Origin of the sequence: Pedobacter sp. R-06 (genome assembly GCF_049913135.1) — a bacterium.
Classification (GTDB): Bacteria; Bacteroidota; Bacteroidia; order Sphingobacteriales; family Sphingobacteriaceae; genus Pedobacter.
The window spans coordinates 187949-212077 of the sequence record NZ_CP183977.1 but is presented as its reverse complement, the minus strand read 5'-3'; the positions used below and the strand labels follow the sequence as shown (position 1 = coordinate 212077).

The 24129-nt window shown below is 41.4% G+C and carries 25 protein-coding genes and 1 tRNA gene; 12 read left to right on the top strand and 14 right to left on the bottom strand.

Annotated elements, in window-relative coordinates:
* Positions 1–60 precede the first annotated feature (60 nt).
* Together ACN9MR_RS00965 and ACN9MR_RS00960 are read left to right on the top strand one after the other, a co-directional pair.
* Positions 61–134: transfer RNA gene (locus ACN9MR_RS00965), tRNA-Met, on the top strand.
* Between the two features lie 5 nt (positions 135–139).
* Positions 140–322, top strand: coding sequence for a hypothetical protein (locus tag ACN9MR_RS00960; RefSeq protein WP_426327780.1), 183 nt, complete (start codon positions 140–142; stop codon positions 320–322).
* A 360-nt stretch (positions 323–682) separates the two neighbouring features.
* Here the strand turns inward: ACN9MR_RS00960 and ACN9MR_RS00955 are convergent, their stop codons facing one another.
* Positions 683–841 (bottom strand): winged helix-turn-helix transcriptional regulator, encoded by a 159-nt coding sequence (locus ACN9MR_RS00955; protein WP_426330209.1) that lies wholly within the window; start codon positions 839–841, stop codon positions 683–685.
* A 215-nt stretch (positions 842–1056) separates the two neighbouring features.
* On the opposite strand from ACN9MR_RS00955, the gene ACN9MR_RS00950 reads away from it, so the two are divergent.
* The 4 genes from ACN9MR_RS00950 to ACN9MR_RS00935 are packed head-to-tail and all read left to right on the top strand — an operon-like array spanning position 1057 to position 5311.
* Complete coding sequence (locus ACN9MR_RS00950; RefSeq protein ID WP_426327778.1) at positions 1057–2097, top strand: CBASS cGAMP-activated phospholipase; 1041 nt, start codon at positions 1057–1059, stop codon at positions 2095–2097.
* 3 nt (positions 2098–2100) lie between these two features.
* On the top strand, positions 2101–3096 hold the full coding sequence (locus ACN9MR_RS00945; RefSeq protein ID WP_426327776.1) for a CBASS cGAMP synthase: 996 nt from the start codon (positions 2101–2103) through the stop codon (positions 3094–3096).
* A 5-nt stretch (positions 3097–3101) separates the two neighbouring features.
* A complete protein-coding gene (locus ACN9MR_RS00940; RefSeq protein ID WP_426327775.1) occupies positions 3102–4856 on the top strand; it encodes a ThiF family adenylyltransferase in 1755 nt (584 codons plus the stop codon).
* Entirely contained in the window at positions 4856–5311 is a 456-nt protein-coding gene (locus tag ACN9MR_RS00935; RefSeq protein WP_426327774.1) for a Mov34/MPN/PAD-1 family protein, read from the top strand. The genes ACN9MR_RS00940 and ACN9MR_RS00935 overlap by 1 nt, the downstream gene beginning before the upstream one ends.
* Before the next feature lie 8 nt (positions 5312–5319).
* Here ACN9MR_RS00935 and ACN9MR_RS00930 read toward each other — a convergent pair whose 3' ends face one another.
* From ACN9MR_RS00930 to ACN9MR_RS00920, 3 genes are all read right to left on the bottom strand, one after another.
* Positions 5320–5871 carry a hypothetical protein gene (locus tag ACN9MR_RS00930; protein WP_426327773.1) on the bottom strand — a complete coding sequence of 184 codons (552 nt, stop codon included), beginning with the start codon at positions 5869–5871 and terminating at the stop codon, positions 5320–5322.
* A 1-nt stretch (position 5872) separates the two neighbouring features.
* Positions 5873–6091 (bottom strand): CHC2 zinc finger domain-containing protein, encoded by a 219-nt coding sequence (locus tag ACN9MR_RS00925; protein ID WP_426327772.1) that lies wholly within the window; start codon positions 6089–6091, stop codon positions 5873–5875.
* 532 nt (positions 6092–6623) lie between these two features.
* A complete protein-coding gene (locus ACN9MR_RS00920; RefSeq protein ID WP_426327770.1) occupies positions 6624–7847 on the bottom strand; it encodes a putative phage abortive infection protein in 1224 nt (407 codons plus the stop codon).
* A gap of 424 nt (positions 7848–8271) precedes the next feature.
* Between ACN9MR_RS00920 and tcmP the strand changes: the two genes are divergently transcribed.
* From tcmP to ACN9MR_RS00905, 3 genes are all read left to right on the top strand, one after another.
* Positions 8272–9105 carry a three-Cys-motif partner protein TcmP gene (tcmP, locus tag ACN9MR_RS00915; RefSeq protein ID WP_426327768.1) on the top strand — a complete coding sequence of 278 codons (834 nt, stop codon included), beginning with the start codon at positions 8272–8274 and terminating at the stop codon, positions 9103–9105.
* Positions 9106–9110: 5 nt separating this feature from the next.
* Entirely contained in the window at positions 9111–9872 is a 762-nt protein-coding gene (locus ACN9MR_RS00910) for a DUF5131 family protein (RefSeq protein ID WP_426327767.1), read from the top strand.
* A 111-nt stretch (positions 9873–9983) separates the two neighbouring features.
* Positions 9984–10460: a hypothetical protein gene (locus tag ACN9MR_RS00905; protein WP_426327765.1), complete on the top strand. Its 477-nt coding sequence runs from the start codon at positions 9984–9986 to the stop codon at positions 10458–10460.
* Between the two features lie 878 nt (positions 10461–11338).
* Here the strand turns inward: ACN9MR_RS00905 and ACN9MR_RS00900 are convergent.
* The 3 genes from ACN9MR_RS00900 to ACN9MR_RS00890 form a co-directional block, all read right to left on the bottom strand.
* Positions 11339–12469, bottom strand: coding sequence for a Gfo/Idh/MocA family protein (locus ACN9MR_RS00900; protein ID WP_426327764.1), 1131 nt, complete (start codon positions 12467–12469; stop codon positions 11339–11341).
* A gap of 28 nt (positions 12470–12497) precedes the next feature.
* Positions 12498–13496 (bottom strand): hypothetical protein, encoded by a 999-nt coding sequence (locus ACN9MR_RS00895; RefSeq protein WP_426327763.1) that lies wholly within the window; start codon positions 13494–13496, stop codon positions 12498–12500.
* A gap of 113 nt (positions 13497–13609) precedes the next feature.
* On the bottom strand, positions 13610–13933 hold the full coding sequence (locus ACN9MR_RS00890) for a nuclear transport factor 2 family protein (protein WP_138820248.1): 324 nt from the start codon (positions 13931–13933) through the stop codon (positions 13610–13612).
* A gap of 202 nt (positions 13934–14135) precedes the next feature.
* On the opposite strand from ACN9MR_RS00890, the gene ACN9MR_RS00885 reads away from it, so the two are divergent.
* Positions 14136–14450 (top strand): winged helix-turn-helix transcriptional regulator, encoded by a 315-nt coding sequence (locus tag ACN9MR_RS00885; protein WP_426327762.1) that lies wholly within the window; start codon positions 14136–14138, stop codon positions 14448–14450.
* Between the two features lie 73 nt (positions 14451–14523).
* Here ACN9MR_RS00885 and ACN9MR_RS00880 read toward each other — a convergent pair whose 3' ends face one another.
* Entirely contained in the window at positions 14524–15411 is an 888-nt protein-coding gene (locus tag ACN9MR_RS00880) for a pirin family protein (protein ID WP_426327761.1), read from the bottom strand.
* A gap of 100 nt (positions 15412–15511) precedes the next feature.
* Here ACN9MR_RS00880 and ACN9MR_RS00875 point away from each other — a divergent pair, with 100 nt between their 5' ends.
* Positions 15512–15859: a winged helix-turn-helix transcriptional regulator gene (locus tag ACN9MR_RS00875; RefSeq protein WP_426327760.1), complete on the top strand. Its 348-nt coding sequence runs from the start codon at positions 15512–15514 to the stop codon at positions 15857–15859.
* Positions 15860–15886: 27 nt separating this feature from the next.
* Here the strand turns inward: ACN9MR_RS00875 and ACN9MR_RS00870 are convergent, their stop codons facing one another.
* A complete protein-coding gene (locus ACN9MR_RS00870) occupies positions 15887–16681 on the bottom strand; it encodes an SDR family oxidoreductase (protein WP_426327759.1) in 795 nt (264 codons plus the stop codon).
* 616 nt (positions 16682–17297) lie between these two features.
* Here ACN9MR_RS00870 and ACN9MR_RS00865 point away from each other — a divergent pair.
* On the top strand, positions 17298–18575 hold the full coding sequence (locus ACN9MR_RS00865; RefSeq protein ID WP_426327758.1) for a condensation domain-containing protein: 1278 nt from the start codon (positions 17298–17300) through the stop codon (positions 18573–18575).
* Positions 18576–18816: 241 nt separating this feature from the next.
* On the opposite strand, the gene ACN9MR_RS00860 is transcribed toward ACN9MR_RS00865, so the two are convergent.
* The 5 genes from ACN9MR_RS00860 to ACN9MR_RS00840 form a co-directional block, all read right to left on the bottom strand.
* On the bottom strand, positions 18817–19641 hold the full coding sequence (locus tag ACN9MR_RS00860) for a hypothetical protein (protein WP_426327757.1): 825 nt from the start codon (positions 19639–19641) through the stop codon (positions 18817–18819).
* 155 nt (positions 19642–19796) lie between these two features.
* Positions 19797–20270: a DinB family protein gene (locus tag ACN9MR_RS00855; RefSeq protein ID WP_426327756.1), complete on the bottom strand. Its 474-nt coding sequence runs from the start codon at positions 20268–20270 to the stop codon at positions 19797–19799.
* Positions 20271–20910: 640 nt separating this feature from the next.
* Positions 20911–21471, bottom strand: a complete 561-nt coding sequence (locus ACN9MR_RS00850; RefSeq protein ID WP_426327755.1) for a TlpA disulfide reductase family protein — start codon at positions 21469–21471, stop codon at positions 20911–20913.
* 2 nt (positions 21472–21473) lie between these two features.
* Positions 21474–22646: a DUF4369 domain-containing protein gene (locus ACN9MR_RS00845; RefSeq protein WP_426327754.1), complete on the bottom strand. Its 1173-nt coding sequence runs from the start codon at positions 22644–22646 to the stop codon at positions 21474–21476.
* Between the two features lie 9 nt (positions 22647–22655).
* Positions 22656–24128, bottom strand: coding sequence for a RagB/SusD family nutrient uptake outer membrane protein (locus ACN9MR_RS00840; protein WP_426327753.1), 1473 nt, complete (start codon positions 24126–24128; stop codon positions 22656–22658).
* Position 24129 lies beyond the last annotated feature (1 nt).

Below are 24129 nucleotides of genomic sequence, written 5' to 3'. Positions count from 1 at the left end.
ATTTGCAGCTCTTAAAAATAACCACATCGATATTTACGTTATGTAGTAAATATTAAGCCCGGCGGGGTAGCTCAGATGGTTAGAGCGCAGGATTCATAACCCTGAGGTCGGCAGTTCGATCCTGCTCCCCGCTACTCAAATGGCAAAAAGCCTTGAAGTTCGAACTCTTTCGTCGAAAGAAGCTCAAATTCAAGGCTTTTTTCTTTTCATTCCATTTTACCCTGAAAAGAAAAGAGAGACTACAAAGTCGCAATTAACTGAAAATAAATCAATTAGTAGTTCGATCCTGTTTGCGTTAACCGAAGCGGCAAAAAAACATTAACTACTGATTACCAAACAGTTAGAGTTCGAACTTAAAATCATTAATGATCTTTATTTTTGGCTCTTAAATGATTATTCACTATTATCTCTGAAAATCTTTTCAGTGTTCGAACGACTTCTTCAGCGTTACTGTCAGAAAAGTTTTTAAACATTGGCAGAGCCTTTGTAAAGTAATATCCGTTCATCTATTCGATTGCTGTAAAGCTATATCCGATAAGACGCATTAATAACACTGTGTTGATTGATATATACTCGCCGCCTGCTCATCGAGCAAAGATGCTATATGTAAAGTGCACAGCACGAGTAGCTATGTTCTACACAAGCGTAGCACATAAAACCAATATAGGATTATAACGGATAACTACGAGTCACTACCGCTAGCTGTGGCAATTGCCCCTCCGTGCTTAGCTCTCCATATTTCAAGTTGCTTCCAGATTGGCACCAGTTCCATAAACAATTCGGTCAGTTCATACTTAACTCTTGGTGGAGCTTCATTGTATTGGTCGATATAATTTCTCAAAACACCCGAAAAAAAAACGCCAAACTGACAGTAAATCAATACCTATTATGCCCAGATGTCTGTCATCTTTACTGTTGAATAAATTCTGAAAATCATTCCCGGAGGCTATATGTTATCGTGTAGTACTAGGAGACGAACTTTTATACTAAAGTTCAGATCGGTATAAAAATCATTGGCACTCTATGTGTCCCGGTACTCATAACCAAATATAAACTATGGAGGAAAGAACTACTCAAAAAGAAGAAAAGGTTTTTAAGATATTATCGATTGACGGTGGCGGCATTAAGGGACTTTACAGTGCTACGATTTTGCGTCACCTGGAAGAAAAATTCGAGTGCCAGTTATCGGATTATTTTGACATGTTCTGTGGGACTTCGACTGGTGGTCTGATCGCACTGGCTCTTTCGCTAAAAATACCGGCGTCTGAGATCTGCGATTTCTATGATCAGGAAGGACCGAAGATATTTCCCAATTTCAGGAAAATCAAATTCAGGGGTAAAAAATACAGCAACGGCACGATTAAGCAATTGATCAACGGCGGAAAATTCAAGGACAAAAACCTTAAGGCCGCACTGGTGAAAATTTTTGGGGAACGCAAGATTGGCGAAAGCAATAATCTGCTCTGTATCCCAAGTTATAATGTCACCGAGGCACGCCCTTTTATTTTTAAATATGACCATAAAGAAGGTGATCTGAACCGGGATAATAAGGCTTACTACGTGGATGTGGCATTGGCGACGAGCGCAGCGCCCACCTATTTTCCGATGGCACAGATCCCCTACTATGACAATAAACAGTTTATCGATGGAGGCGTGTGGGGAAATAATCCGACATTGGTGGGCTATTTAGAGGCCCTCCAGTATTTTGTGGGTAAGGACAAACCTTATGATAGGCTCAAAATACTTTCGGTCAGCAGCCTTTCACTTACCGGTGGAAAGCCTACTGGGCTTAAACGCCAACGCTCCTTCCTGGATTGGAAGGATGAACTTTTCGAAACTTCTTTTACCGGGCAGGCCTTTTTTACTGATTTTTTCATGAAAAAAATTGCTACTCTGAATGATCTTCCAGTGGATTACTTACGAATTCCTTCGTCAGAGGTGTCCAGTTCGCAGGAAGAATTGGTGCAGTTGGACGTGGCTACTCCTGCCGCGCTGGATCTGATCCGTGGGAAAGGAAACGATATGGGCGATCAGTTTCGCAAGAAATCCGAGGTAGCCGACTTTTTTAAACAGCAAAAACTTTATAAAACCAACTAAGTTATGGCAAACTGTCACGCTCAATTCGTCGATTTCAATTCGACGATTTCTTTAACGGACGACCGTAAAAGGAAGCTTAAAAAATCCCGGACTAACCTCAGGGACTGGATTAGGGATGATTTCAAGGAAAATCATAAAGACGAGATCAAACCGAAGTTCACCTCGCAGGGTTCTTCGGCAATGAAGACTACTATCAACCCTATTCCCCGTACTGTTCAGGAAGATGGCAAGGATAAAATTATCACCAAGTACGATACCGATGACGGGGTTTATTTTATCGGTCCTTTGGATCAGCGCAAAAGTGTGCAGACCTATCACAACTGGATATGGGATGCCGTTGATGGCTATACTGGAGTACCACCAGTTGATAAAAATACCTGCGTGAGAACAAAATTTGCAGATGGCCGCCACATTGACCAGCCGATTTATTTTATCGATGAGGCTAACCCGGACGAACCTAAACTGGCCCATAAAAGAGATGGCTGGGTACCAAGCGATCCCAGAGCGTTTAGTGAGTGGTTCAATGAACAGGCGGATGAAAATGAGCAATTGAGGCGGTTTGTGAAATATCTGAAGGCTTGGAGTGATTATCAGAATTTTAGTGACGGGTCTAAGAAGATGCCAACAGGATTTGTGATGACGATATGGGCGGCGGATAATTTTTGTGCGAACGAAAGGGATGATATCGGATTTCGTGATACGCTCCAAAAAATTTATGATGAGCTGAACTGGAGGTTTGAATGCCTGAGGCCAACTGTGCCGGCAGATGAGGATGTAATGGATGGATACAGTTATGAAAAATACTTCATGGATAAATTAGGCGCATTTTTAGAATCGGCAAATCAGGCCATTAATGAAACCAATCCTAAAAACGCCTGCCATAAATGGCAGAAGCATTTGGGTAACCGGTTTTCTTGCGCGAATGCTAAGGATGAGGATGAAGGTGCCAAACACTATTCTTCACCTGCGGTAGTAACCAGTAATGCTAAAAGCGCTTAGGGTAAATGGTGGATTTCGAACAGGCACGCGAGCAGGCTTTTGAGGAGCTTTCTAAAATCTTTTCTGTCGAAAAAACGACGATTACCAGAAAGACAAAAGAAGGCTATCCTCAAAAGATTGCGCAGTGGAAGGTAATTTTGGAGGTACCATTAGCTGACGGGGTCAGGGATTTCGCGGTGTTTGTAGAGCCAGGGAAGGAATTTCCGCTTTCCCTCCCGCGGATTTATTTATCCGAGGGGGATTATGAGAGTATCAAATATATTCCCCATGTTGATGATAAACGCAATGTCTGTTTGTTTGATGATGAGAATATTAAGCTGGATCCTGACAGGCCTACAGATATTGTTAAAGCCTGTCTGAAACGAGCTGCCATAATTATCGCTGATGGGATCAACCAAGTTAATACTGGCGATTTTAAAGATGAGGTGGTGGCTTACTGGTCAAATGTATATGGAAGCAAAGATCAGATATTTGAAGCCTATATGGGTGATGGGATCGAAACACTCGCTGCTGGAATGCACACTGGCTTAATTCTTTCTCCAGCTTATCACAATGTTGAGTTTTTTATGGGCTCGGATAACACCGGCTCAGAGCAGGTAATCGAGTTCTTTAAGCTCAGGGGACACAAGATAGAAGAGCAGCCTTTTTACTACCTGGGAGAAATTGAGGAATTGAAGCCCCCCTTTCTGTATGATAACCGGGCGCTGCTGGCTTTATTGAGAACAAAGTTTGCAGGGGAATGGGCCGGGGTCCGCAAGTACCTGAACCAGGGCTTCGGACGGAAGATATTTTCCTTTTCCCTAAATATTGACGGAGAGGTGCTGTTTTTTGGATTTTATATTGCTCCAATCAAACCTGAAATTAAGGGCTGGAGGCACAAAAACGTTTCGGTATTGAATGTAATGGAGACCGTCCAGCCTAAAAAGTCTATTGCCCGTATTTTGTTCCGCTATTTTAGTCAGTCGAGATTGCAAAAGCGGACTGATGGCGTTAATGTAAACAAACCTGCACATAAGTTCCTGTTAGCTGGTTTGGGCAGTATCGGATCTCATTTATTATATTACCTGAGCAGTCTGGAGGTTTCTGATTTTGTGTTGTGCGATCCGGATATTTTGGGCTTGGAGAATGTGAACCGTCATTTACTAAGCTTCCACGATGTAGGAAAAAGTAAGGTAGATGGGCTTTCCAGATATCTGACCTATAATAATCCATTTTTAAATATTGATAGGCACCAGGGATCAATTGTAGATCTGATCAGGAAAGACCCTGCGCTGGTGAATGCTATGGATATTATTTTTTGCTCTATTGGCAAGGATGCTGTGGAGAGTTACATCCTGCAATGCCTGAATGATGGAACGATCACCAGACCGGTCATGTTTTTCTGGGTGGAGCCTTATCTACTTGGCGGGCATGCACTTTATATCAACCCCTCTACTGGTTTTTCGTTGAGGGACCTGGAGGATGATGGGTTTTATAGGTACAATATGATTTCGCCTGAAACCTATAAGGATCCGAGCCGCCAGACGCAACTTCGAGAGGCGGGCTGCCAGGGTTCATATGTTCCTTACGGAAAGGCATCCATTAGTCTGCTATTCGCTAATCTGGTTCCTGAATTATATTCGATCATTGAAAACCCGCCTAAAGAAAATCTGGTGTTTAGTTTTGCAGGTGACCTATCTGTAGCGACAGCCCAAGGTTTTGAGCTTTCGGAACTCGGAAAACAAAATAAACCAAACAACTTAACGATAAATACACTGTGATGCAGATTAAGCTAGACCAATACGATATACTATTCCATGCCGAGGCGCTTACGATCCTGGAGCGGTTTACCCAAAATAAGTCTTCGCTACCTGAGGCAGGCGGAATTATTCTTGGAAAAATTATTGACGGACAAGTGAATGTGACTAAATTGGCCGTACCTACGCCGCTGGACAAATGTTCCAGATTTAATTTTGAACGCCATAGACACAGCGCACAAATCATTTTGGACTATGAATTCCATAACAGCAATGGGCAGACCATTTATTTGGGGGAATGGCATACCCATCCTGAACCCTATCCCTCTCCTTCGGGCACTGATCTAAAAATGATTGAATCTCAATTCAAGTTTAATCACCTGAAAACGGACTTTTTGATCCTATTGATCAAAGGTACGAAGGGGATATACCTTCGTATCCTTAGCCAGAAAGGTTACCATGAAGTGCAGGTAAAGTAATATAGCTTTTATTCGAATTCGATTGTTTGAAATAAATCTAGTACACCTGGGTTTTCAGCAGGGTAATTTGCTGAGAAATACGCCGCATGCATGGCTCCTGCATTATAATAAGTATAAAAATTAAAGCCTATTTTTGGTGATGGAAAAGACTTACCTACATATCGGTAAATATCGGTATTCGAAAATTCCGGCACGAAGTATAGTTTTCCTGCAACTACATTTCTATTCTTTAGTACTGTTAGCATTTCAAGATCGACATTAAAGAAAAGCGTATCATTACGCACATAGGATTTGGGATATTGCTTTTTGATAGCCTCCAATATTATATGATCGGCCGCATCACTGGGATAGTTTTTCTGTTTTAGTCCGTCCAAGAGTTTTAGGATCGGATCTGTTTCATTTTCTTCCGTTTCGGTCATTTTATATTCCGATGTAAATTCCCTTTTGTAGAAAATGCTTCCTAGTTCAATCTCGTTGTGATTTCGGTCTGCAATTACAACGATGTGTTTTAAAATTCGAAATTGGCCAGTTTGCAGCCATTCAAGCGTTTTAGTTTCCATTTTAATTTTTGTGGGCAATTTTGAAAGTGTTAATTATTTGTTTCTGGAACTTCGAGTTCCAGTTTATGGGCCAAAATTTGATTGCTGCCGGAAAAGATTTTTTTTCAATCTTCTGAATGAAATTGATCACTCCCCCGCCTTTGTTGCATTTAAAACATTTGTAAATCTGCTTATCGATAGAAACTGAAAAACCAGCGTTTTTACAAAAGGGCAAATTCACTTTAGCTGCGCACCCACGGGTGTAAGATTAACATAATCGGCAACTATTGACTCTATTGCTGTTTTCCTAATGATTTCCTCAACGAAATTCTTTGGTATCATCTCAATTATACTTGGTTGCTACATATTTAACCAATTCAGTACCAAGAAGTATAAATAGACAAATCTGGTATTGAATTTTTACGCATTTACTTAAAATCGAAAAATAGCTCAAAATTCTGGACTAGTTCGAGCTCCAAAATCCATAAGGGAAACAAATACGAATTATTCCTGAAGTTTGTCCGATCTAGCTAAACGGCGCAAATCTTCTATGAAATCGTTCGTGAATCTATTCTCAGTAGCTCTAAGGTAATAGCCTTTTCATAAATCAGCATATTTTGTGAGTAAGTTACTTTGTTGTATAATGCTGATGCGCAAGTCATCCATCTCATTCCCCCTTTCGCTTAGACATACGCTGGTGAGAGGGATACTATTCCCAAAATCTCCAATTTGGCTATTCTTTGATATGGGAAACTCTAATAGTTCTTGTTATTTTAACTTTCTTTATTTTCATATTTAACCTTTGGATAATATTTTTTGTATGTAATACCTACAAAATGATTGCCTGGTAGATTTTTAATAAGGTGGTATTCTGTTATTAAACCAGTTGAGGATGCTTCATCTCCTAGATATTTTACGTCGTTTTTGAAAGTATATTCCCACCTCATCCCTAAAGTTGAGATGCTGTTGATAAAGATTAAAGCTTGTTCGTATGTCGACAATTGAGCTCTCAAAGTTTTACCATAAAAATATTTTTGTTCTTTGATCAGCAATTTATTTTTATCTAGAAATTTATACGACTGAAATAAATGTCTGAAATAATGGCCTAACCTGTGTTGGTGTCCGCCATAATACTTTTCAAATGAATCTGGTAGTAGCGCAAGAAACTTTTTAGATAATTCATTCAACTCTATAGTCGGTTTTAAATGATTTCGATGAGTATAAACTTCATTAATTATCATTGTAAGATCTTTTAGATTTAGACTCTTAAGCTCTTTCCATAGTACAAACATTTCTTTATTTTCTGCTTTTGGTTTCAGTTTAATGTATGTTAACAGTTTGAAAAAATAAAGATTGTTATACTTAAGATTAAAACGATCTCTTAAAACCGATTCTCCATCTATACCAACACCAAAGAAAACAATTGAATATGAAATGTCGATTATTGCCATCTCTATGACATCAGCACTTATTTTGTTAGTTGATTTTAAATCACTCAATATTGCAAGATGATGTTTATTTATATATTCTTTGGGGTCCGTAGAATTAGAGAATTTTTTAACATCTCTATAACATTCGATGAATTCCTGAAATATAACACGCATTACTTGCCGGTTAGAATAAGTTCTAGTCTCTGACCCAATGAATTTACTATAATTTAATTCGCGAACATTGCTTCTGTGAAGCTTAACTAACTCAAAAAAAGTCCTTTCAAACCCATCAATTTCAGACTGGAGTTTCTGGGTTTTCAAATCTGCCTTCTGTTGCTCATTCGCTTTATACTGAACCCAGAAAGCTAAAAATGTTAAAAATGCTGCGGCAATTGCAACAAAAGGCCCCATGGTCCCACCAATAGTATCCCCGATAACCCCAGTAGTTTCATCAAACTTAGAATCCGTAGTTAAAAACAAAGGAAATGCACAAATTAAAAACACTATGATAAAAAAACAAATCGTGCATATGAGAAAAAATCTGTCAAAAGTTTTTATTTCTTTCATTCCAAGAGCTATATAATTTATCTATAAAGATACTGCGAGTTTTAATAAATTAAAGGACATACTAGAATCTGATTAAAATATTCTGATTATCTGAAGGAAATTTATTTGTTCAGAAGCATCATTACTTATATCAAATAATTCCTCATTTTAAAGACTTAACAAATACCCAGATCTGGCAAAGACTTTCTATTCTATGATTTGTATTAATTCCCTTAGGACAAAATATTGGTCTAGAAATTAAACTTTTAAATAATTATAACTTTCGCCAATTCCTGCAAATCAGACAAGAAATATTTGCTTATCGGCTCAGTGACTGCACCTGATTAAAAGCTCATAGAAAGGTGGAGGCTTTTTAATTGGTATTTCTAAGAACGTATAGTTTGATCTTAAAAACTTATATTTACAATTATCTTAACGCTTTTCAATGACTTCAAATAACAAATTCGGTGGAGACTGGACCCAAAAAAAAATAGAAATCATAACCTCCTATACTAGTGCATACTTGACTATTATGGCAGGCCAAAAATTCAAGCTTCTCTATTTTGATGGGTTCGCAGGATCTGGGGAAATAGAGACTATTAATGAGGAAGCCGTCACAGGTGCGGCAATAAGAATTATGGATATTGGCAAGCCAGCGGGATTTGATATGTACTATTTCGTTGAATTGGTAAAAAAATATGCTGATAATCTCAGAAGCACTATCGCTAAGAGATATGGAACATCTAAAAAATATTACGTAATCAACTCCGATTTTGAAAAAAAAATAGATTCTTTGGTTAGCTTTTTATGCCGGGAAGAAAATAAATATTACCGTGTTTTGGCCTTTGTTGACCCAAAGGGCATGCAAGTAAGATGGAAATCCTTGGAAAAATTGCAGGGCCATGGTATAGATATGTGGATACTAGTTCCGATCGGAATGGGTGTAACCAGACTATTAACAAAAGATGGCGAATTGAGTGATGAATGGATATTAAAGTTGAATGATTTTCTTGGAATGAGTAAAGAAGAAGTGTTAAAATATTTTTACTTTCCACCACAAACTGATCTTTTTGGGGATGTTTCAACCAAACGGCATAAACATGTGGTAGATAAGGCTGCAAAACTTTATCAGGAGAAATTAAACACCGTTTTTAAATTTGTATCAAAGGGGTTTGTATTAAAAAATTCTAAAAATTCGCCTATGTATCATTTTTTTCTTGCATCAAATAATAAAAATGCTGTAAAAATTGCAAATGAGGTAATGAATAAATACATTTAATAGACATGGCTGAATCGACAATTGAATGGACAGAGGTAACTTGGAACCCTGTAACAGGCTGCAAGAAAATTAGCCCGGGCTGCAAATTTTGCTACGCCGAGGTTATGTCGAGACGATTAAAATCAATGGGAGTAGAAAAGTATAATGGTGGTTTCCAGATACGTGTCCACCCAACATCATTAAATATACCTTTTACTTGGAAAAAATCTAAAGTTGTTTTTGTTAATTCTATGAGTGATTTGTTCCATGACGAAATCCCAGATGATTTTATTTTATCTGTTTTTGCCGTAATGAACCAAACACCCCAACATACTTATCAAGTTTTAACCAAAAGATCAGACAGACTGTTAAAAATCGCAGATAAAATAGATTGGACACCTAATATATGGATGGGCGTTTCAGTTGAAAATCAGGATTATGCGTTCCGTGCTAATGATTTGGTACAGACTGATGCGAAGGTAAAGTTTCTGTCAGTTGAACCTCTTTTAGGGCCGGTACATTTACTTCCAATCAAAAAACTAGATTGGATAATTGTTGGCGGTGAATCAGGACATAAAGCTAGGCGACTTGAATTATCCTGGATTATTCCTTTAAGGGATATGTGTATAAAACACGATGTTCCATTTTTTTTTAAACAATGGGGCAAGCCAAAATTCAATTCAGACATTGAAGATCCAACAATTGATAAAAATCATCCGCAACATGCGAAAGGGGGGTGCCAACTTGAAGGACAAATATACAGAGCAATGCCAAGAGTACTAAATTAAAAAGGCTATATGCAAATTGTTTATACAAGTTGACACTTGAAATTGAAAATATGAAGAGATTGATTAACGGATTCAAACCGAACAGGGAATTAACGCGGACTATAACAATATATGAAAATCTTATTTGACTCACCAGATGATATGATACCCCCTAGATGCATAATGTCTAAGACACCTAACGCAGCACAACGTGTTGTTTTTAGTTACGAAGATAAACCAAATGAATACCCAAGTACACCACAGGCATTTGAGGGCAATCCATTGGAAGCTTATTACGACAGGCTGACGAGCGGAGCGGTCTTCTTTCGCAACCATAATGGTGAGTACTTGGTTGTAAAAAGTGGGTTTTCGAAAGACCTGCAATCCTTGTATGTATTGACTATTGCTGCTTATACGTATCAAGAAGTAGAGGGCGAATGGATACCTGTTGCGATAGCTGGGTTTTCTGACCAAATTTCAGACGAAAGTAAACCTGATTCCCTCACGATTGTAACATATGAAGATAGTTTATTTGTGCATGATAGGGCTGTAAATGGTTTCCATCCAACAGAAGAGCTACAAGAGATATTCGCTAGTTCTACACAATAGGTAGCTTGATACCTGTGCCATATTCAAATAAATACAACTATGGTACAAGAACAATTTAAGGTAGCCGAAGTACAAGTAAGCTACAAACCAGATTACAACATCAACGAACGTCCAAAATTATCTCGTCAAATCAAACGTTTCAGCTTTTAAAGAATCAATGGTATATGAGAAAATTGCATTCCTCAAAGAATTTAAAGTGCTGCCACTTAACAGAAGTAACCGAATGCTCGGTATTGTTGATATTTCAATGGGTGGTGTCAGTGGTACATTCGTTGATTGTAAGGTTTGTTATTCAAACTCCAAAAAATATTTACAATAATTTCTTTTTTCTATACTGTCCCTCTATTTTATTTTTCAACACTTTTTCAAAATTTACTATAGCCCCACAATGCTCATAAGAGGCCGAACTTCCGCGGATTGACTCCACAACGATTCACCGAGTCTCAAGCCAATTTCGAAATATAAAAATCTCACCTTCATGGATAGCCAGAAAAAAATTCAATGGAAATCCAGATCTCAGTGAGATAAAGTTCTGGGCACTGATCATTACCTAATAATTTTAGTTCGGAAATTGTCTGGTAACGATCCTCTAAATTTTAAAATAATTTGAAACTTTAGCCAATTCCTGCAAATCAGACAAGAAAAAATTCGAAATTTGTCCAGTAAGGGCTACCAAAACGGCAAAAAGCCTTGAAAGTCGAACCTTTTCTTTGAAAGAAGCTCAATTTCAAGGCTTTTTCTTTTTATGAAATTTTCTTATGAAAAGAAAAAAACAGACATAAACCTGTTATTCATTGAAAATAAGGCAATTAAGAGTTCGATCCTGCTTGAGTTAACCCAACCTGCAACATTGACTCATGTATATGATTATCAATTAATTAAGGTTCGACTTTTTTATCACTATCACTCCTCACCCACGCTTCTTTTTTCTCTTGCGACGATTTCTCAATACGGTCAACCAATTCATGAAGCGCAACACCATCTTCGAAATCCGGCGTTTTTCTTGAACCCGTACGGATATCTTCAGCGATCAAGGCATACAGATGGCCAACATTCCGGGCGCCTGAAAAAGATGGCCATCCGCTGTAGACACCGGCAGGCGGGGTAAGTGTTTTCATTTTTTTTTCTTCTCCTCTCGCGCCTTTAATAGCCAGCTGAACAATTTGGCCATGACCATTTTCACCGGTTACCTGCAAGTCACCGTCTGTACCGTTAATCTCCCATAGTAAGTTAGTTCCCCTTGTTATGCCACCACGATAATGCACCGATAAGGCAGCACCGCTTTTGAGTGTACCATGTATCAATATCTGATCCTGGGTATTTTTAGGCTTTAACGCTCCTGTATCGGTCAACCTGACCTGGTCAAACTGGGTCAGCATCCGGGCCGACAACTCTTCAATGTTACCCAATACCTCCGTTAGGCCCACCAGCGTATGGGCTAAAGGTATGGCTTGCATTGTTGCACCATTGGCCTGATCATAGAGGTAATAAAGATCCGCTTCTGTTTCATTTCCCCAGCTACCACCGGCACCAATCAACGTAGTGGATAATACCTTACCTACATAGCCATCTGCTATAAGCTGCTTCAGGTAGGCCACCTCCGGCGCGTAGCGCATCTGTGTTCCGATTGCAGCGATAACGCCTTTCTGCCTGGCCAACGCTGCCAGTTTCCTGCCTTCCCCTAGTCCGTTTCCCAAAGGCCATTCGCAAAAAACATGTTTGCCGGCATTCAGTGCTGCGCTGACCAGTTCAAAGTGATAGGGGACTTTTACGGTTACCACAACCAGGTCAATCTCGCTTGAGCTAACCAGTGATTGCGCATCCTTAAAGGCAAGGGGAAGATTTAAGGACTGTGCTGTTTTTTTTGAGCTCTCGTAACTTCGGTTGGCCACTCCAATGATCTCGAAGTCATCAGACAATGACCTTAATGCGGGTAAATGGGCTGCTGCTGCCCAGTGGCTGTCGGGATTAAGCCCGATGAATCCTATGCGGATTTTTTGCTTATTCATATGATGATGGTTGTTGTTAAAACTTAAACTATTCAGCCTTTGCGTAAAAATATTGCATAAGGGGAATCCGCCAACTGACAGCGGCAGATTTGATCGGTTCGTAGCTGAAGATCTCTTTGCCCCTATCCTGAATCGTGATCCTGAAAGGCTGTTTAAGTTTTTTGGTAAAATGGGTGATGGTGAGGTATTCAGCCAGGTCTTCGTGCCAGCTGGAGGTAGCGTAAAGTGAGACAAAAGGCTTTTTGGCAGCTGATTCATAGATCTCCCTTGCAAGATGTATAGGTAATAGCCTGGCCCCGCCACGAAAGCGGCTGTGCAAGGTGAGGGTGTCAGCGAGGTTTGCATTTAGCTCAGTCCGGTCGGTCCAGATGCCTTGTGCAAAGTTTTTTTTCAGGTCTGCCTCCCTGTCAAAAGTCCCCGTGGTTTTATTCATTCCCAGCAGGTCAAGGGAGCCATCTACAACATGGGTCGCCTCGTGCAGGAGTACATAAAGTATTGCGTCAAGCCTGCCTGCATCGATGGAAACCTGCAAATCTGGGTTATCTATTTCATAATAGCCCATTTCCTTCCAGGTTAGCCACTGGGAGACATCCTGTTTTAAAATCTCGGCCCTAAAAGTGATGGTAAAAACCAGGAATGGGCTCTCCGGGTTCATCGTTGCAGTCAGCGCTGTATTGGGCATGTTGTCCAGAAAACTGATGCCCAGCAGGTGGTCCTTCAGGACACGGGCATGTAACGGAGGAAGCATTTTAAAGGCCCTGACCACCTTAACACTGTCGGCTTTGCTAAGTCTGTGGCGTGTCGGGGACATCCCAGCATCCCGGAATTTCTGGATTACTTCGGGCGGTGTATTCCCAATCCTTGCGGTCAGTGGCTTAGATGGATCAAGCCCGTACTTTTTTTGAACAACTGTTTTATGCTCACTCAGATCAAGACTTGTCGATTGCCCCTTGATGATCAGGGGAGAAATGAAAAGTATGCTGAACAGTATCAGTATTGTGGTGCAGGTATTTGTTTTGATTGACATTTGGATTATGGTAAAAAAATAGCAATGCTGCCGGAGAAGAACAATTTCCATTGCTGCATTGCTATGGTCAGGTGATTGGCAATTGTGTTCAGGCGGACGCGCTTTAACACCAGCTACCCGGTGATTTTTAGTGATCCGACCAGCCCGTTCTGAAACGTAAAATTAAAGCGCAGGACTGCCGGGCTACCGGGAAATGTTCCCGAAACCTCCGCTTCAAGCACCGAGCCATTTGCGCTATCATTATAGCTGATCGGTTTTAGCACGCTCTGATACTCCTGGTTCGACTTTTCTATCCAGTTCTGGATTTCCTGTTTTCCGTTATGTGTCTTTCCTTCGTCGAATACTACTGCATCGTCTGAAAAAAGGGAAGCATAAGCTGCTCCGTCGTGGATGTTCTGTGCTTCCACTAAGTCTGATATTAATTTTGGTAGGTTCATAATATTTATTTTTAAATTAACATATTGATGTACAAATTTCGATAGTACCTGCATAACCTGCAATAAGGGAACTACGATTCAGATAGGGAATAATTTATCCCTATTGATTGTTAGCTGGTCTACACATATCTTTGATACATGTATGAAAAAAAGACATTTCCGAACCTCAACTGCGGACTGGACCTGGTAGCGGAAGTGCTTTATGGCAAGTGGAAGATCAGGCTTGTGGTTCATCAGCGAAGGCTTTCTGCGTCCGAGCGAACTGCAACGTAAAATACCAGATGCAAGCCGCCGTGTCATCAACATCCAGCTAAAAGAACTGGAGGAACATGAACTGGTGACCAGGACAATCTACCCGGTAATGCCTCCAAAAGTTGAGTATACACTTACCGATTTCGGCAGGACGCTGATACCTGTACTTGCTGCTATCGGACGCTGGGGAGATGAAAATCAGCAAAGGTTAAAGCGGGCCATACTGAAGGGATATCCGGACTATGATCAATCAATGGAGATTTAAATCGCTATGACATGAGGTTAACCGGCATCGATTATTCCTGGCTGCAGCTAATCAATCGCTGATTCCATCCCTGTCAGGTAGCCTTTGAATCAATGCGCCCATCTGAATGATATGTAACCTTCTGTTCATCTGACAGGTCGTTCAAATGCGGGAACTGTCCATCTTTAAACTTCCGGTACAGCGGAGCGATTTCTTCCACCGAATCGGCTACGAAAGGTCCGTGCTGGACAACCGGAACATGATGTGGCTGTCCAGCATACAGCACAAAATGCGTATCCTCATCCAATGCCTCCAGGGTAAGCTGGCCACTGCCTTTTTCGTTTGTTCTTTCCAGCCAGCCAGCTTGCCCGGAACTGATAATTTTGTCACCCACCTTTACCCGGCCTTGAAGCACATAGACCAGGCCATGATACTGCAATGGAATTTCCTGATTTACCACCGCAAGCTTTTTCAGCATGAATTCAATCAGGATAAATGGTGTATGGGTTTTCAGGGGAGAGACCAAACCGTTGCTGCTGCCACCGTAAACACGGATTTCATATTCGCCGGTCTTAATTGTTGGCACATCTTCGAGTAATATTTTTCGCAAAAAAGGCTGGGCATACCGCTGTTCAGGTGGTAATGCCAGCCACACCTGTAAGATACGCAGTTTTTGCTTTGAAGTGATCTCCTCGGTGTGGACGATTCCCTTTCCCGCCGTCATCAGCTCAAAACTTCCCGTTTTCCATTCCCTGTCATTACCTTCCAGCACCAAAGTCAGGGTCTCAAATCCAGCGTGGGGATGTGCTCCCCCAACTGGCGCTCCGCCGGGCAGGTCCAATATGTCATCCATAAACAGGATAAAAGGATCGCTGTCTTTGTAGCTGACACCATCAAGGACAGCCATCGCCTTGTGGCCATTGCCCAAAAATCCATTGTGCCAATGGTTTTCGGTGATTATTGATATGCTTCTGTTTCTCATGAATGACTATCAATTGTTGATTAAGCCACAAATTTCCGAACAAATACTATACATTTGTTATCTGTTACAAAAAGGATAGTACTTACAAAAAGAATAGTATATGGTAAATCATACGATCGAAAGTTGTGCAAAAGCCAAAATGGCTATACGCGATACGCTGGACATAGTGGGCGGAAAATGGAAATTAATCTTGATTTCAGTGCTTCAGAGCGGCAAAAAAGGATTCAATGAGTTATCCAGGGAAGCGGCCATATCCCCGCGCATCCTGTCCAAGGAATTGCAGGAAATGGAAATGAACGGACTGGTAAGCCGAAAGGTATGCGATACTAAACCCGTTACTGTCCAGTATGAACTCACGCCTTATAGCCAAACCCTGGATGATGTATTGACAGCGATGGAAAAATGGGGATTCCAGCACAGGAATAAAATCATCCAGGGTATAAAGTAATCACGAACTGGTTACGGGAATGGTGTACTAGGTCGTAGGGATAGTGCCGCCGTCGATTACGAATTCTGTACCCGTTAAATAACCCGCCCTTGGAGAAACAAGGAAGCCAACCAGTTCCGCTACCTCTTCCGGCTCGGCGGGTCTGCCATACGGAATCCCGCCCAAAGCATCCATCACGCCTTGGGTAGCCTGTTCAATTGAAATTGCTGAGCTTTGCGATATTCGCTCCATCATTCTCTTGGCACCATCAGTCATGATCCAACCCGGAGATACCGTTACCACCCTGACACCTTTCGAAGCCACCTCATTGGAAAGCCCCTTGCTGTAGTTGATCAGCCCTGCCTTTGCTGCCGCATAAGGAAGTGTACTGTCATATAAAGGCAGCCTCCCCTGTATGGATGCGATGTGAACGATCACACCTGTTTTCTGTTGGATCATCTGCGGCAGAAAACCCCTATCCAGTCTGACCGGAGCAAGTAAGTTGGTCTGCAAAGTCTCTTCCCAGTGTTCATCGGTCAAGGCACTAAAGCCACCAGCGGGAGTTTCACTGCCTCCTAAGCTATTCACCAGGATATCAAGTTTGCCGTATTTTGATCGTACTTCAGCCACCACCTTATCCGTTCCTTCTGCCCTGCTCAGATCCGCCGGAATAAAATGAAGATTCTCATCATATATCCCAGGCTCGTTCCTTGCCGTAATGATGACCTGAGCTCCGGCAGCCAGTAACCTGTCAGCAATAGCTTTTCCGGTTCCCTTTGTTCCGCCCGTTACCAGGGCAACCTTTCCTGATAGTTCGTTATTGAAGTTAAATGACTTTTCCATTTTTTGAATTCTTTCATGCAAAAATCAGTGATACTACCGATCCCCGCAAGTACGGAATTACGATTCATATAGGGAAAAACAGATCCCTATGCCATTCGTATTTCCGTTATTGTCAAAGTTAAAAGTACACCCCCGATTTCTGGCCAGCACCCGGCAGTGAACCATTGTCTCCACCGTGATCGTCGCGGCAACGATCCGAAGCTAATCAACCCGTGATCAAATGTCCCTCAGCGAAACCTGCACTTTTTTCAGGGCTGATCTTCTTTGGCATTGTCATCAAACAAACCGGGCAGGCTGGTTCTCTTCATATCCAGAACCTGGTCAAAGGCATCCTTCCTTTACCAGTTACTGCATTCGTATATTCACCGATACCTTGAATTTTCTGCTGTCTTTTTCGCGCTTTAACCAAATGGGTGTATTCCTACGGTACTTGTAAATAACCTTTGCTTTGATATATCAACAGTTTCTTCAGGGGAAAATGTACAATACATCCTTCCATTTATCCATTCCAGCGGGGTAGCTGAAAAACGAGTTTTGTAGGGACAAATAGGAACATAACCAGAAGCTCGCTTCTAGCCAGATTTCGATTTGCAGTTCAAACATAATTTGTGACCTAATGAAAACTACACAAGACCGCACCCTGGGTGCATTCGAAAAAACGTTCTGGCTACTTGACCAGATCGATTCCAAAGACTTTGCGCTTGCCGCAGAAATAACAGGTACGGCAACAGTTGAGAAATGGAATCTCGCCATCTCCGCAGTACAGCGCAGACATCCCAACCTTTCGGTCAGGATCGTAATGGATGAATTTTCAAGACCAGTAAAACAGCACACAGACAAGCTGCCCATTCCATTTAGGGTAATCCATGTTGATGCTGACTACTGCTGGGAACAGGAAGTAGAAAAAGAGCTGGCGCAAAGATTTAACACCGCAGAAGGGCCGCTTATCAGGGTGGTGCTGGTACAAAAGCCGGATTCTACCGTGCTGATCATTGCTGCAAACCATACGCTCGCCGACGGCACTTCAGTAAGTTATCTGATCAGGGATCTGCTGAAAGCAGTAAACGGAACAGAACTGGAGAAATTTGAAAACCAACTGTCCAACGACCAAACTTTGGGATTGCCCGATGACGAGCCAGTCCAAACTGTACCTAAAAATGAATTGGGAATAAGTCAAAGGATGGTTAGTCCCAAAGTATCATCGCTGCGCCTCTCGGCAGCGGCAACCGACCGCCTTAGAAACAGGGCCAGGGAAGAAAACACCACTGTTCATGGCGCCATCTGCGCAGCGGCGATTATGGCATCCAGAAAGATGCGGTCCGAATGGTCAGAGGTTAAAATGGAATTGATTTCGCCTATCTGCTCCAGGGGCGTATTAAATCTGGATGACAATTTTGGCCTTAATATCACCACACACCCCGTATTCTTTGAAAACGAACAGGCGCTATCTTTCTGGGAGCTGGCAAGACTCGCAAAAACAGGCCTTGAGGGGACCTCAACCGTAGCGCACGTGCGCAATTACCTGGGGTTTTTCAGGGAATTAACCTTTGGCCATAACGATATCCAAAAAATGCTGGAGATCCTGAAGGGTGCATTTAACCATCAGATTATGGTGACCAATCTTGTTAACGTGAAATACGATACAGACTTTGGCCCACTGAAGCTCCATGCACTTTATGGCCCAATGGTGAGATCCGGAAAAGGAATGGAGCAAACGATAGGCGCAGTGAGCACCAACGGATCTCTTGCCTTAACCAATACCAGCGATACACCAATAAGTGGGCTGCTTAAAGAAATTGAATATATTCTTTTACAGGCATCTAAGGTAGATTTAAGTAATTCCGGCAATTTCCAAAGTAATAACAATGGCGGCCAAAGCTGTCTGTTACGCTAATAAATAGTGCTGACCCGGTGGACGATATGCCGCCGGGTTATTATATTTATTCGCATTTCATGTTATTAAAATACTTATCACCCTTGCGTATGGGTAAAAGAAGCTGCATCACTATATGTTCTTTGAAGCTTGACTCTACTGATTAAAAGCTCATCGAAAGATGGGCTTTTTTGTTCTAAAGTGATTTTGCAAGGGCCTTAGTGAGATGCTATGACCATAATGAAGGCGTAAATACCTTATGCTATTTGTTTTTCATTATTTTTTCGAATTCGGCCTGGGTTAGAATTTCTAAAAATTCATCGCGAAAGTGCCATGCAGATACATATCCGGCCGAAACAATGAAGCTGATCACCCAGGTGGTCTTTCCCTTCCATAATCTAAATGCACAAACATCTGTCGCGGTAATATAAGGACTTGTTTCACCTAAGTGTTGATGTGAGGATGCTTCTATCGTGTCTATACCACCGGTTCCCAGGGGAATAAGATTGTTATGAAGCTTTGTCTTTTTAATGATATTATTGTCTTTGTCAAAATTAATCAGGTAATCATTTCCTAATAACACTTCATCCGGTGCTGTTTGCGCAGTGATGACATATACTTTTTTTGCTCCATTTTTTATGATCGGGACAAGATTTAGACTGGTATTTTCATAAATTTTAAAAAGCGTGTCGTTTAAAACAGCCTGTGCAGCTTTTGACCGGATGGCATACAAGTCTTTTTCAACTCCGGTGAATTTTCTTGTCGTGGTGTCTATACTATATTTAGATGAGTCTAACTTATGGCCGAACTTAACTGTAGCTAACACTACCGGATCGTTATTTTTAGAAAAAAAGATCGTGGTCATTTCTTTTCCCGTCTCATAAGAAAAATATCCCCCGGATAATTGCTTCTTCCCGCCATAACCGGAGCTGAAAATCTGTGTGCTATAACCTGAAGCCCATTCAGAACGATAAAGCGCTTCCCCCTCTGCATTAATGCTATCAGCAATCTTTCTCAGTGCATTTTTTTGTGCTATTGCGTTTTGCGCCAGGATAAACAGGGCAATCAATGTTAACAGTTTTTTCATTAAGGCGAAAAGCTTGGTAAATATTTTGTGAATATAAATAACCATAAGGATTTTGTATAACGCGGTTGCGATAAAACGAATGGGTTTCAAACGTTCACATCGTGATCTAAAAAAGCTATATTTCTACTTTTTGTCGTAGTTTGAGGTAATGTACTTCATTCTTTGACAAGCAGCTTTAAATAAGTCAAAATCTGCCCACTATGCTCCGCTTCGTGATAGTTAGCAGCTTGCAGGGCTTCCACATGATTTTTTACCCGAAATCCGATAGGTAAGTCAAAGGGCTCATAGTTGACAAATAAGCTGGATTCCAGATCTGATTCAAGGTGGTTAACGGTATCAATCAATAAATGTTTCACCTCATTAACATCTGGATTAATTTCCCAGGAACGAGGAGAGGATCCAATTTTGAAGGACTCCATAAATTGTTTAGATATATACATTGGTAATCCACTACGCATATACATATGCCGCTGTTGAGAAGTGATGCAATGTCCTATTTGCCAGATTATATTATTGTTAAAACCCGCTGGAATTTTAAATAATATTTCGTTATTACTTGTTTCGATTAATCGCAACAGCCTATTCCTGCTAGCTCTTAAAATTTCACATTCGAAATGTACATTAATCATTTATTTGGTTTAAGTCTTCAGGAACAAAAGAATTCGTAATGCGCTCTAAAGTAACTTTTTGACATTAAAGTTCAAAATTTATATCTTTTTATGATATCTAAGTGCAGGGGCTGTATTGATACATTTCTTTTCTTGTTTAAAGGGATTTTTAACTACCCTCGTATTTCCGCTCTAGCAAACATGCACACGCGGCACGCGTGCGCCAGCGATGGGAAGGAACAATATTGTATTTACCCGGCAACCCATTTAGTGGCCGCTTTGCATTAAAATGGAAGGGTTACTTTTAATGAAATATACAGCTATTAGGTCCGCAACACAACAAGGTGCAATTCTCTTGAAGATTGATGCACTACCGGGAACTATGCAAAAGCAAAAAAGCAAATTTTATATTCTTAGACAGAAACCCAATTTCAGATATTAAAAATACGCGTTCAATAAAATCTGTTTACAACGATGGGATAAAAGTCCGCAAAGGTCCAATGTAAAAGTGTAAACTCATTCTAGTATTGAAATTCAGAAACGAAGGATAAACCACAACGAGTAACTTAAAAGTTTTATTATGATCCCGTTTTTCCAACCAAACCAGAAAATGCTACTGGCAACCAGAACGGTTACCAGTAGCAAAATCAGGTAATATTTTTTAGTTTGTAATTGATTTTTTTGCTTTTTCGATACTGAAATCGCCCTTGATCAGCATTTCAATAACGGCTTCGTTGATCATATCAGGAGAGGTTTGCCAAAGGAGTTTGTTTCCCTTTATAACAAAGGTTTGGGGTATCGCGCTCACCCCTGCCGGTTTGATCCATTCCCGTTCAAAATCGCTCCCCTTTCCGCCACCATAAGCAACATCAAAACCCATCATTTTGTCATTGGCTTTTAAGAAATCCAATACTTTTTGCCTGTCATCTTCCATCACATCCTGTGCTATAAAAACTACCCCGCGGTTTTTAAACTTCGATGCCATCGCATTAAAATGAGGCATGGCAGCAATGCAGGGCTTACACCATGTGGCCCATAGATCAACAATATAAACTTTTGAGCTGTCGAACTTACCCGTTGCATTTCCTTTAATCCACTCTACCTTGGGATAAACATTAATCGTGTCGCCCACATCCAGGTATTCCCTTGTTAATCCTTGTGCGCTAATGCTACCGATCGCTGTAACGGTAATCACGAATATCAATACTGCTATTTTTCTCATCTTTATTTGATTAATTGTGCAAGTTCCTGACCAAGACCGGTATCGTTTAATTTAAGCTGGCTCGCCAGTATCTTACCGTCCTCACCAATAAGGAGTGCATTAGGCAAGGTATAGTATGTCAAGCCATAAGCTTTTGCCGTTGGACTCACACTTCCTGCATTGTTCACACCACCAATATCACTCAGGTTTATCCAGTTAAAGTTCGATCTTTTTATTGTTTCCATCCAGTATGAATCCGGCCTGTCGGCATAACTATAATAAACGGTTATCATCACCGTATTTTTATCCTTCAAAGCCCTGTTAATCCGCCCAAGGTTGAAAGTAAAAGCATCATAATTCATAAAATCAGGCGTATAGAAACAAACGAATACATTCTTTCCCCGAAGTGAGGAAAGCGAAATTTCTTTGCCTGCCGTGTCCTTAAGTTTGAATTCAGGTGCAGGTTGTCCGGGTGCCAGTTTTTTTGCCAAATCGAACTTAGCCTGGATCTCTCTTCCGGCAAAGGTATTTCTAACCTCCGGACTGAACCTTTTGAACTCTGGCTCAAAGTTTGAACGAAGGGTTCCCCGATGTTTTGTTCTCCAGATGTCAAGGGAGAGAAAGCTGTTAGGGTTATCCTTAATGAAATTGCTGTCAATTTTCCCTGTTTTGGCGAATTCTGCATTCATCTCCAGTCTGGCAGCATCCATTGCTTTATTATCCCCTTTTTCCTTATAACCGGCGATCAATGTATTCAGGGAATCAACACGGGCCTGCACCGGCTTGTAAAGCTCAAACCTTCTCTGATAATCGGCCTGTGTTTTTCCGCCTTTGATGACAGCTGTTTTTGCGCCCGCAGATCCCGTGATCAGGATCTCGCCGGCATCGATAAAAAAGTCGCGAACGTCAAGACTCTTCACATTTTGCATGGTAGTTATGGCAGGTGGATCTACACTGATCCGCGCATAGGCCGGATCTCCGATCAGCCCCTTGAAAGTAAATTTACCCATTTCAGCTTTGGTGGAATCTTCTACACTCACGCCATTGTTCTTATAGGATAGCAAGACTTTTTTCCCATTAATCTCCGGCGAAAGCTGCCCTTTGATGGTGAATTTGTTCTGTGAAAAGGAAACTACTGAAAACAGAAGCAAACTTGAGGTAATCGTTAAGCGTTTATTGATTTTTAAAATATTCATGATCATTATTTAAGGGTTATTGGTAAAGCCCGGATTGGCATTCATTACGATTGGCGGGAGCCGAAGCGTAAGCCTGTCCTGAGGCAGATTAAAACTGGTAATATTGGTAGAAGTCTCATCGTTATAAATGATATGAGAGAATGTCTCGCCCGAGAAAATCGGATCGATTGAGCAGCGTCGCATATCAAACCATCGGTATCCTTCCATTGCGAATTCCCTGGTACGCTCCTGAAAGATAAATCTGATCAGTGACTCTTTACTGGAAGCAGCCTGAGCGGGAACACTGGCAACATTTACAGGCATACGGTTTCTGCGCAGCAGCTCCAGATCGGCAACTGCGGCTGCAAGGTTATTTAACCTCGCATTTGCTTCTGCCCTCAGCAGGTATAATTCGGCCAACTGTAATCCAAACTTTGAATAATTAACTGAATATTTTGATAGCCTGCCCGAAGGGTTAGGTGTAGAATACGGAAAAAAAGCGCCATAAAAATTCAGCCTCAAATCACCCGGGGCAAACAGCGCCTGTGCCTTCGGAGAGAGTACAAGAAAGTCATTCCCAAACTCATTTCCACTGTACGGCCCATTATAAAATGTTTTCGCCAGCACTGATTCGGTTACGTCGTCATAGTTTATCCCCGGCGAATTATTCGGGCCGTTGTAACCAATTGGATCAAACTTCCCTCCTGAAGCAAATTCCACATTGTAATCGTAGAGCTTAGCAGGCACGGCCTGGGCGGCAGCATCCGTTAATGCGGCATTAAACATGGCCAGGGCCTCCGCATTTCTGCCCATGTAGAGATAAACCTTCGCCAGCATCCCTTCCGCGGCGGGCTTTGAAAAACGCTGGGCAAACTTATTATTCAGCGGCAGGGTACTGATAGCGTCTTTGAAATCCTGAATGATAAAACCATATACTTCGGCCACACTATTTCTGACATGTCCACTCAAATTGATATCCGCATCCCTGATAATTGGAAACCCCAAATCCTGCGATGCCGTTGCAGTATTGTAAGGCCTGGCATAAATGTTTATGAGCTGGAAATATATCCATGCCCGGTTAGCCAGCGCTTCGGCTTTCAATGCAGTCTTCTGTGCGGCGCTCCCTCCCGTAGATTCATCGATCTCGTTAATTACCTTGTTTACCGTATACAGGTTACTTGTGTAAAGCTTGAAATCAAAGGTATTATCCTGAGCCCTGAATATATCCGCCTTATAATTGAATGCATTCTGGCTCATCGGTGACGCTGATGAGAAGTAACTGCCTTCTGCAGCGACGTCGTCTCCCATGAGCACCATCGATTGCCAGCCACCGGCAAAAGAGTAGAGATAAAGATCAGGAGCGTTCATGATCTTATCATAGTCGTCCGTTATCCTGGCAACTAACTGTCCTTTAGGCACTACTTCAAGGAAGGATTTTTTACACCCTGCTACAAACACCAGCAGCAGCAGGACAGATAAATATTGATATATTTTCATCATCATA

Coding starts and splice junctions, on each gene's coding strand:
- ACN9MR_RS00860 (WP_426327757.1), bottom strand. CDS start 19,641: ATGAAAAAACTGTTAACATTGATTGCCCTGTTTATCCTGGCGCAAAAC.
- ACN9MR_RS00890 (WP_138820248.1), bottom strand. CDS start 13,933: ATGAACCTACCAAAATTAATATCAGACTTAGTGGAAGCACAGAACATC.
- ACN9MR_RS00960 (WP_426327780.1), top strand. CDS start 140: ATGGCAAAAAGCCTTGAAGTTCGAACTCTTTCGTCGAAAGAAGCTCAA.
- ACN9MR_RS00845 (WP_426327754.1), bottom strand. CDS start 22,646: ATGAATATTTTAAAAATCAATAAACGCTTAACGATTACCTCAAGTTTG.
- ACN9MR_RS00875 (WP_426327760.1), top strand. CDS start 15,512: ATGGTAAATCATACGATCGAAAGTTGTGCAAAAGCCAAAATGGCTATA.
- ACN9MR_RS00895 (WP_426327763.1), bottom strand. CDS start 13,496: ATGTCAATCAAAACAAATACCTGCACCACAATACTGATACTGTTCAGC.
- ACN9MR_RS00865 (WP_426327758.1), top strand. CDS start 17,298: ATGAAAACTACACAAGACCGCACCCTGGGTGCATTCGAAAAAACGTTC.
- ACN9MR_RS00910 (WP_426327767.1), top strand. CDS start 9,111: ATGGCTGAATCGACAATTGAATGGACAGAGGTAACTTGGAACCCTGTA.
- ACN9MR_RS00950 (WP_426327778.1), top strand. CDS start 1,057: ATGGAGGAAAGAACTACTCAAAAAGAAGAAAAGGTTTTTAAGATATTA.
- ACN9MR_RS00885 (WP_426327762.1), top strand. CDS start 14,136: ATGGCAAGTGGAAGATCAGGCTTGTGGTTCATCAGCGAAGGCTTTCTG.
- ACN9MR_RS00880 (WP_426327761.1), bottom strand. CDS start 15,411: ATGAGAAACAGAAGCATATCAATAATCACCGAAAACCATTGGCACAAT.
- ACN9MR_RS00930 (WP_426327773.1), bottom strand. CDS start 5,871: ATGGAAACTAAAACGCTTGAATGGCTGCAAACTGGCCAATTTCGAATT.
- ACN9MR_RS00945 (WP_426327776.1), top strand. CDS start 2,101: ATGGCAAACTGTCACGCTCAATTCGTCGATTTCAATTCGACGATTTCT.
- ACN9MR_RS00920 (WP_426327770.1), bottom strand. CDS start 7,847: ATGAAAGAAATAAAAACTTTTGACAGATTTTTTCTCATATGCACGATT.
- ACN9MR_RS00870 (WP_426327759.1), bottom strand. CDS start 16,681: ATGGAAAAGTCATTTAACTTCAATAACGAACTATCAGGAAAGGTTGCC.
- ACN9MR_RS00855 (WP_426327756.1), bottom strand. CDS start 20,270: ATGATTAATGTACATTTCGAATGTGAAATTTTAAGAGCTAGCAGGAAT.
- ACN9MR_RS00935 (WP_426327774.1), top strand. CDS start 4,856: ATGCAGATTAAGCTAGACCAATACGATATACTATTCCATGCCGAGGCG.
- ACN9MR_RS00940 (WP_426327775.1), top strand. CDS start 3,102: ATGGTGGATTTCGAACAGGCACGCGAGCAGGCTTTTGAGGAGCTTTCT.
- ACN9MR_RS00905 (WP_426327765.1), top strand. CDS start 9,984: ATGAAAATCTTATTTGACTCACCAGATGATATGATACCCCCTAGATGC.
- ACN9MR_RS00840 (WP_426327753.1), bottom strand. CDS start 24,128: ATGATGATGAAAATATATCAATATTTATCTGTCCTGCTGCTGCTGGTG.
- ACN9MR_RS00900 (WP_426327764.1), bottom strand. CDS start 12,469: ATGAATAAGCAAAAAATCCGCATAGGATTCATCGGGCTTAATCCCGAC.
- tcmP (WP_426327768.1), top strand. CDS start 8,272: ATGACTTCAAATAACAAATTCGGTGGAGACTGGACCCAAAAAAAAATA.
- ACN9MR_RS00850 (WP_426327755.1), bottom strand. CDS start 21,471: ATGAGAAAAATAGCAGTATTGATATTCGTGATTACCGTTACAGCGATC.